The sequence below is a fragment of the Robinsoniella sp. genome (assembly GCF_034124845.1).
Genome location: NZ_JAWYAJ010000144.1, coordinates 1 through 7,994, shown reverse-complemented (window position 1 = coordinate 7,994; position 7,994 = coordinate 1). Strand labels below are relative to the sequence as shown.

General features: G+C 43.4%; 5 protein-coding genes. All 5 read right to left on the bottom strand.

The genetic code is table 11. From position 1 onward, the window contains the following. A partial coding sequence (locus tag ACH2DQ_RS06840; protein ID WP_395026088.1) for an alpha-galactosidase occupies window positions 1-1,346 on the bottom strand: 1,346 nt, incomplete at its 3' end. 99 nt (window positions 1,347-1,445) lie between these two features. After that, window positions 1,446-5,117 (bottom strand): glycoside hydrolase family 98 domain-containing protein, encoded by a 3,672-nt coding sequence (locus tag ACH2DQ_RS06835; protein WP_394913019.1) that lies wholly within the window; start codon window positions 5,115-5,117, stop codon window positions 1,446-1,448. A gap of 203 nt (window positions 5,118-5,320) precedes the next feature. After that, window positions 5,321-5,854, bottom strand: coding sequence for a cob(I)yrinic acid a,c-diamide adenosyltransferase (locus ACH2DQ_RS06830; RefSeq protein ID WP_394913018.1), 534 nt, complete (start codon window positions 5,852-5,854; stop codon window positions 5,321-5,323). A gap of 162 nt (window positions 5,855-6,016) precedes the next feature. After that, window positions 6,017-7,081, bottom strand: coding sequence for a PTS transporter subunit IIC (locus ACH2DQ_RS06825; RefSeq protein WP_394913017.1), 1,065 nt, complete (start codon window positions 7,079-7,081; stop codon window positions 6,017-6,019). A gap of 126 nt (window positions 7,082-7,207) precedes the next feature. After that, window positions 7,208-7,720, bottom strand: coding sequence for a transcription repressor NadR (locus ACH2DQ_RS06820; RefSeq protein WP_394913016.1), 513 nt, complete (start codon window positions 7,718-7,720; stop codon window positions 7,208-7,210). Window positions 7,721-7,994: the final 274 nt, after the last annotated feature.

Sequence of the window (7,994 nt, the reverse complement as noted above, 5' to 3'; positions counted from 1 at the left end):
CAGTCATTCATCGCACGGTTAATAAAATCAACCTGGCTCTGTACTGCTCCTTCTGACAACGGGCACAGTGCATAACCACAGCTGCCCAGAAAACTATTAAACTGTCCCGGACCAGCCAGCCGTCCAAAGCTGCCGTCCTGATTTTTAATAAAATACTCCGGATGCTCCTGATACAATGCGCTGTCTTCTCTTCCACCGTCACAGGGGCGCCACCACAAGACTGCAGTCATCCCCCTTTCATGGATTGCATCCGTTAAACGGCGCATATCTGCCGCCCCATTGGGGAGCTTCCAGCTGTTCAGCCCCCATTCACCTGCTGCATTATACCACCCGTCATCCAGGGTAATCTGTTTGACGCCCATCTCCTTTAGCTCGTCCAGTTTATTGATAATAAGATCCACTGTCCAGTCAAATTCCCACCCCCAGCTCTCCCAGCGGAGTACATAGCTGCTTTCGGGAATCTGTTCCCGGGAAAGTGTGGTAAACCCAATCTGCTTCATTCCATCCGCATATCCCCGCAGCCCCGAATAATAATCCCCGCTGTGTACATTGACAAAGCTCTGGCTGATCTCCGTTTTCGTATGGGCAGTAAGCACTGCGCCCGGATGTTTCACGGACACTTCAACGGAACCGTTCCTTTCATTTACCGGCGTGGAAAGCTGCCTGCGGGTTACACTGGCGTCTCCCACGGTGACTCCCCCCTGTTCCCCATAGATATCCGCCGCCGGAATACCTGCTGCAGTGTCATCCTGCAAATTTTCCCGGTAGAAGCTTTCGCCATCCATAAGATCTATTTTTTGCAGAGTATCATACCAGCTCTGTGATCCCTCACCTCCGCCATTATAACTCCACACCGTATTTGATGGATGATCCAGGCTGAATCTGCTGTCAATAAATCCCTCCGCATTTACCTCTTCTGCCAATGCCTTATAGGAAGTGCTGATATGAAGCAGGCCTTTGATTTCATCCACGGTTTGGATCACTACCGACCTCTGAAGCCCTGTATCTTTGGAAACAGAGATGATTGTCATCCGGCTCCCCGCTCCCGCAGCCCCGGTTACGTTCTCCTGTACTTCACATTGAAAGTCCGAAAAATCCGTTACTTCCTGCCCGTTCACCACCGGGATGGAGACCTGGGACCTTTGGGTCATTACTGTCTGGTTCCCATCCGCATCTGTACGGAATAACTGCACTGTCCCCTCTTCCCGGGAAAATATCACGGATACTCCGTTCCCTGTTATCTGTTCTGCCCCGTTTGGCGAGGCTTTTACATGTAATCCGTTCACGCCCAATGTGCCTGCAAACATTAGAAGTGCCCCAATCATTGCAAAAGTTTTATTCTTCATCGTACTTTTTCCTTTCTGATTTCCAGACACGATTCAGCTACAGCCGGACCAGATAGTTATTCTACTATTCAAGTCCGGCTGTGTATTTATTTCCTGTGATTATTTCGCTTTTACGCTGATATCTGCACTGTAACTGCCTGCAATATTTTTTTTGCCAGAAGTTTTGTAAGCTTTTACCTTATAAATATATCTCTTTTTCTTTTTCACGTCTTTATCTTTAAAATTCAATTTACCGGACTTTAATTCCGCTGCCTTTCTCCAGGTCTTCCCAGTCTTCTTCATAACCACATAGCCAGATGCACCGCTTACCTTACTCCAGGATATCGTTACGCTTCCCTTGGTAATTTTACTCTTAGCAACAGGTGCTGCCGGAACTGCTTTTTTGGAAATTGTACGGTTCTGGCTGTAAATTGTTTTATGATTAATTACTTTATAAGCTTTTACAGAAAATTGGTACTTACTTCCCGCAGTAGTCTTTTTATGAATATAAGAAACGTTTGCATTTCCTTTTATGGTCTTTATAGTTGACCATTTTCCTTTATTTTTAACCTGGACAACGTAGCCGTCCGCATCCGCTGCTTTTTTCCAGCTGAGCTTAATATTCTTCGACTGATATGCTTCTGCCTTTAAGGTTAACCGGACAGACTGGAATTTTAATTCCTCCAGACGGGTTTCTGCTGCAGTTAAAACCGCATAATTTTTAACCAGGTTTTTCTGTGCAGGAGTCAGTTTGTTGTATGAATTACGCGCTTCTTTTATAAGCGCTTCACTTTTCAGAGTAACCGTTTTGATCCCATTGATCTGGTTGATTACAGGCTCTGCTGCGCGGGCATCCAGTTCTGCCTGAGTCGGCAGCTTCTTCAATCCTGCAATTGCTTTTACCAGGGCAGCTGTACTTGCATCAATCTGCTGCTGGTCCGCTTTCTCGTTATCTGCCACTGCCTGAGCTGCTTTCATTGCTTCCGCCAGGACTTTATAAGTATCTGATGTGTATAAGGATGCATTGATACCTTTTGCTTCGTTTAATTTGCTCAGTAACTGCTGCTTATCTGCTTTTACTGCTTTATGAATGACAAAATTAACCCATCCATTGCTGTCAATAGATATTTTTGCTTCCTTTGTTGCAGCGTCATAGGTGATCTTCGGAGCGCTGTATTGATTGTGGTTATTATCGGAATCATACATTCCGTCTATCACTTCAATGACCGGCGCCTCTTCCTGATTCGTCAGGGTAATGACCGTGTTGCGGAACTCTTCATCTCTTCTAACTCCGTCAGGCATATAATTATTCAGCAGATATTTTGGCCACAGATCGTTATTATCGGAATCCCAATGCTGGGTTGCTCCCGATCCGGCAGCAATATATCCTTCCCAGATATCGTCCTTATCAACCAGGAAGTTATTCAGGTTTACCTTATAACTATTGTCTTCCTCTTTTAACAGAAGGTAGGTGTAGTTGTCATATTCCACATGAATATCCGTATTGCTGTCATTGGTTGGAAGGGTTACTTCCTGTCTCATCTCCTTCTGCCATTTGCTGTTGTATGTATACCAGGTATTATCCAATTTGTAAGCATATCCGGTACCGGTATAAGTCTGGGGATACGCTTCATCGAACAATGCCCGCAGCTTTTCAGGTGAATTATATGAATTTCTGATATCTGATTTTGTCAGTGTCAGTATGTCTCCGTTCTTCTCTTTAAAATCTTGTGCTGCTCTTGGAATAATGGAAGGCAGAATGCCGTACCTGCCGGTCGTCTGAGTCATGAAAGTTTTTTCATCTCCCTGTTTACCACCATCTCCATACAGTGTCCCTACTACGTTCCATCCCATGGAGCCTGCAAAACTATGGAGCGATCCGTCTGTACTGTCATAGGCGATTTTGGTTTTCGCCAGCATTTCATCCTTATCCGGTATTTTTTCATTCAGCATATAATCAATTGCTTTACTGATCGCATGGTTATATACAGGTCCAATCTGGTTACGGATACCGGTTGAATTAAATGGGTGTTCAAATGAATACACGGTAGCACCACTCATGGACTCCTGGATCATACGCATTGGATAGAGCAGTTCCGGAAATGCAAATGCACCTCTGCACTCTTCCGGTCCGTGGCTTCCAATACTTCCGTCCGGATTTTCATACAGCTTCCAATATCCTTCAATAAACCACATCCAGGAATCAATCAGAGAGCCGTAATTATCGCACATATCCGAAAGCCATGCTCCGTATGTTACACTTTCAAATGAATTATAGCTTACATTTGTGCTCCAGGCACTTGTCGTTTTAGACATCAAAATGAGGTTTTCTTTGTTTTCTTTTGCTGTATTATAAAATCTTTCATTATTGATAATTGTCTCAACAGAATCGCCTTCATCGTTCATATCTGCAACCCAGACATAGCCGCCGTACTGAGCAGCCAATTCAATTTTATCTGCGATTTCGTTGCTGAGTCTTGTACGGTTTCCGGCACTGTGAAGCTCGGAATATGCTGTTCCCATAAAATATTCAAAGTTCTGGTAATACTCTGCCACCTTGGCATTTGACAAATAATTATTGGTAAATGAATTTCCAACCATAACGAAAAATGGAATGTGGTTTTCCTCTGCAAGTCTGGTCTGTTCTTCTAAAAACTCCATATGTCCCGGATAATCCACATTTAAATAATAGCCGGGATGAATAACAATTGCAGAATACGGCTTCTGATTCTCCGGAAGCTGGTTCCAGAAAGTAACGATATCATGCCCGCCCTGGATTGGTCCGGGAGTAGCTTCAGAGGGATTCATCTCCCTTGCCATATGATGAATGATCAATGGATGTTCATTGTCTACTGTCATTCTGAGCGCAGCTTTTCCCATGACGTTTACCGGTATTTCCTTTTTCAGGTCTTTGCTGGTAACGGTGAGCATTGCTGATCCGATTGCGATTCCTGTAATCGTGAATCCATCGTTTACTTTTACGATCTGTTCATTACTGCTGGCCACATTCACTTCCTGATTATATACATGGGCAGTTCCCTTTAATACATCTACACTCAGGCTGGTACTTTTTCCAACCTTTAAGGAAATTGTATCTGGGTTTACGATTAAGGTATCCGCCTTCACTTCTCCGGTATCCGCGGTATACTCAAATGCATCCACTTCAATATAGTTCTGATACTGAATCTCCGGGCCTACTGCTTCCACACGGAAGGTATGTTCTCCAAACGGAATGCCAACTAGCGTATAGAGGTCTTCCTTCATTACCGCTGTCCCTGCAGCATTTACTCTGGCAATTTCTTTCCCGTCCAGGTAAAGCTTCGCTTCCCCGTAATTGGTATCTTTTTGTCCGATCCAGCGGATACCGGTTCCGGTAAAGGTAATTTCCGCCCAAGCGCCCGGTGCGTTGGACTGCTTTGCATCTCCCCCAATGTGGGCGTCTCCCGTTTCCACTTCCCATTTACCGGAGTATTTTACCAGATTTGATTTGTTGTCTACCTCAACCCAACCGGAAGATGCCAAATCAGTCATAGCATCAAGCTTTGCCTCTGTGTATCCATAGTCCGTTGCCTCTGTCTGAACGCCATCCGCTGACTCGGTGTACTCTTCGTCTTTTGTCTCTGTCTGAACGCCATCCGCCGGTTTGGTGTACTCTTTTGCCTCTGTTTCAGTCCCGGCATTTTCCATAATAGAGACCGATTCGCCTGTCGCAGCTGCCGCACTGAGCGGAGTACTAAGGCATAAGCATGTTGCCGCCAATAAAGCTGTCAGTTTCTTTCCTCTCCATTTCATCTTTGTTTCCTCCCTTTCGTACTTGTTTATCATCAGTATAATGATTAAAAATTACAAAGTACATACGATTACTTGTCATAATATTTTACTTTTTTGACCCGTGTAGAAGGAAAATTTGAGAATGGAAAAATTAGGTTAAAAAATCATCTTTTTTATCAAAAATCTATCATTATTTAAGCATTATCCAAAGTTTTAACATGAGATTAACGTTCAATGCCGTCGCGTGCCGCCTGTCCATGGTTGAATGGATGCTTTATTTTTCGAATCTCAGATACATAATCAGCAGCATCTATCAGTTCCTGGCTCGGAGTATTTCCGGTGATTATAACCTCCAGATTTTCCGGCTTATTTTTAAGAAAATCTAAAACTACTCTTTCATCCAACAGCCCTGCGCTGATGGTATAGATCGTCTCATCCATAAAAAGAACATCAAATTCTTCCTCCCTGGCAATCTGTGTTACTTTCAAAAACTGCTGTTTGTAAAACTCTCTGCGCTCTGCTTTTTCTTCCTCTGTCATTTGAAAACTGAATTTTTCTTCCTCCAGTCCGTCAACGATATGGATATTGTCTGCTTTTTCCAAAATTTTACGTTCGCTGGTTTTGTTGTTCTTCATAAACTGGTAAACCAGTACCTTATATCCGAATCCCGCTGCTCTTATGGTCAGCCCCATTCCGGTTGTTGTTTTTCCTTTTCCGTCTCCATAATAAATATGAATCAAACCTGTTCCTTTTAACATGTCCAAACCTCCTGAATTTTTAATTATTTACCAACATGCTATGATTATTATTTATTTTACCATAAGTATTTATATAAAAACAGATAAAATCAAAACACAAAAAGAGCAGAGATCCAATGACAGACTGATCTGCCCATTATCTCTGCTCTTTTAGAACGCTTATTATAAATCCAGCTTCATATCACCTTGTTTTATCCAGTTCCTCTTTCTCATAAATTCCGATACTATCAGTGTAACAATCGCCGGAAGCAAGATTTGTATCACAGCTATTTTAACTAAAACTATGGTAGCCCCCTCAACCGGTGCCATGGTCTGATACGTCATGATCTGTCCTACCAGCCCTGCGGTTCCCATACCGGAACCAGTGGCATTGCTGGTCATTTTTAATATCATCGTTCCCACAGGTCCTAATATGGCACTGGATACAATTGCCGGTATCCATATAACCGGCTTTCTCACGATATTAGGTACCTGCAGCATTGAAGTTCCTATCCCCTGGGCAAGAAGTCCCGCCACTTTATTCTCCCGGTAACTGGCTACTGCAAAGCCTACCATGTTACAGCAACAACCTATGGTTGCCGCTCCAGCCGCCAGTCCGGAAAGATTCAGGATTACTCCCAGTGCCGCCGAACTGATCGGAAGTGTTAAAACCATACCCATTATAACAGAAACAATAATTCCCATCAGAAACGGCTGTTGCTCAGTTCCCCAGTTAATAATCGCTCCAAGCCCTTCCATAAATCTGGATATGGGAGGTCCAACCAGAAGACCTACCGCTGCACCGGATGCAATGGTAGCAATCGGCGTTACCAAAATGTCAATTTTCGTTCTCCCGGATACCAGATGTCCCACTTCAATCGCTACATACGCAGCTATAAAAGCTCCCAGTGGTTCCCCAGGTCCTGACAGAACAATTGCCCCGTCCACCAGTACGGTTCCGGCCAGAATTTTGCCTGCGAAACCTCCTATCATGCCGGCGGTTGCCGCAGAAAGTACTACCAGCGGGCTTTCTTTGAACTTATAAGCAACTCCTACACCGATACCTGCGCTGGTCATGGCTGCAGCTGCTTTTCCCACCTGGAATAACAATGCCCCGATGTCACCGCCGATCAGATTCGCAATCTGCTGAATAATAGTTCCAACTATCAATGTGGCAAACAGGCCGAGAGCCATGCCGCTTAGACCATCAATAAATACTCTGTTTAAATACCTTTTAATTAAATTCATCTTTTCCTCCCAGATCGTATTTGAGCCATCATGTAAGACTTTACCCTATAAAACTATCTTTATACAATATTATAAGTTCTTGACAGCTGTCTTGTCACTGGTGAAAATGTACCATATTTTCTAGTATTAATCAAGTATTCTTTTTTCTTTTAAAGCATTTTCTATCTCATCCAGAATTTCCTCAGAATCCGCCTCAATGGTATGATAATGTACCCCGTTCGTCAACGCATTCAACGGGCGTGTCTTATAATGCTCCACCTTATTCACAAACTCATCGGCGTCTCTTCTGTTTGAAATAATCAGATCTACCATAATCTGGCCATATATTTCATGTTCCACTACCACATCCAGCATTTTACCGCCATGATCCACCACGCAGTACAGTTCTTCCCGTGTCTGCTCCGCTTGGTGCTTTACCCGTATCGACCTCCTTGCCCTTGCAGGAACAGAGGTATGATAAAGAATATAGCCCTTATTGGTAGATAGAATATTTTTATTTACGGCACGCAAAAGTGCAATATCCTGGACAATAACCTGGCGGCTTACAGACAGTCTCTTCGCCAATTCCGTCCCAGATACAGGAGCCTCACTTAGTTCCAAAATTTTAATGATTTGTTCACGTCTTTCTAATGTTTCCATAAATGTAACCGCCTCCGGGATTTTAGTATTTGGTTTGATTATACTATGGAAACATGGCAGAGGGCAACCAATAATCCCTACATTTCCTATTTACAATAATTTTGGTTTATTGTATGATGTAACATAGAATATACTGTCGAAAGGTTGATACCAAATGATAAAAGATAAAGAAGCACTACTTTTCAAATCGCTTCAATGTTTGGCCGTTATTGTTCTCGCCTTATTGCTCGGTTCTGCAGCTTACTCGGAAAAAACAGTTTACACGGTTGCTTCC

What these genes read in the sequence shown, in the direction of transcription:
- ACH2DQ_RS06835 (WP_394913019.1), bottom strand. Translation starts at nt 5,117, where the DNA reads ATGAAATGGAGAGGAAAGAAACTGACAGCTTTATTGGCGGCAACATGC.
- ACH2DQ_RS06830 (WP_394913018.1), bottom strand. Translation starts at nt 5,854, where the DNA reads ATGTTAAAAGGAACAGGTTTGATTCATATTTATTATGGAGACGGAAAA.
- ACH2DQ_RS06825 (WP_394913017.1), bottom strand. Translation starts at nt 7,081, where the DNA reads ATGAATTTAATTAAAAGGTATTTAAACAGAGTATTTATTGATGGTCTA.
- ACH2DQ_RS06820 (WP_394913016.1), bottom strand. Translation starts at nt 7,720, where the DNA reads ATGGAAACATTAGAAAGACGTGAACAAATCATTAAAATTTTGGAACTA.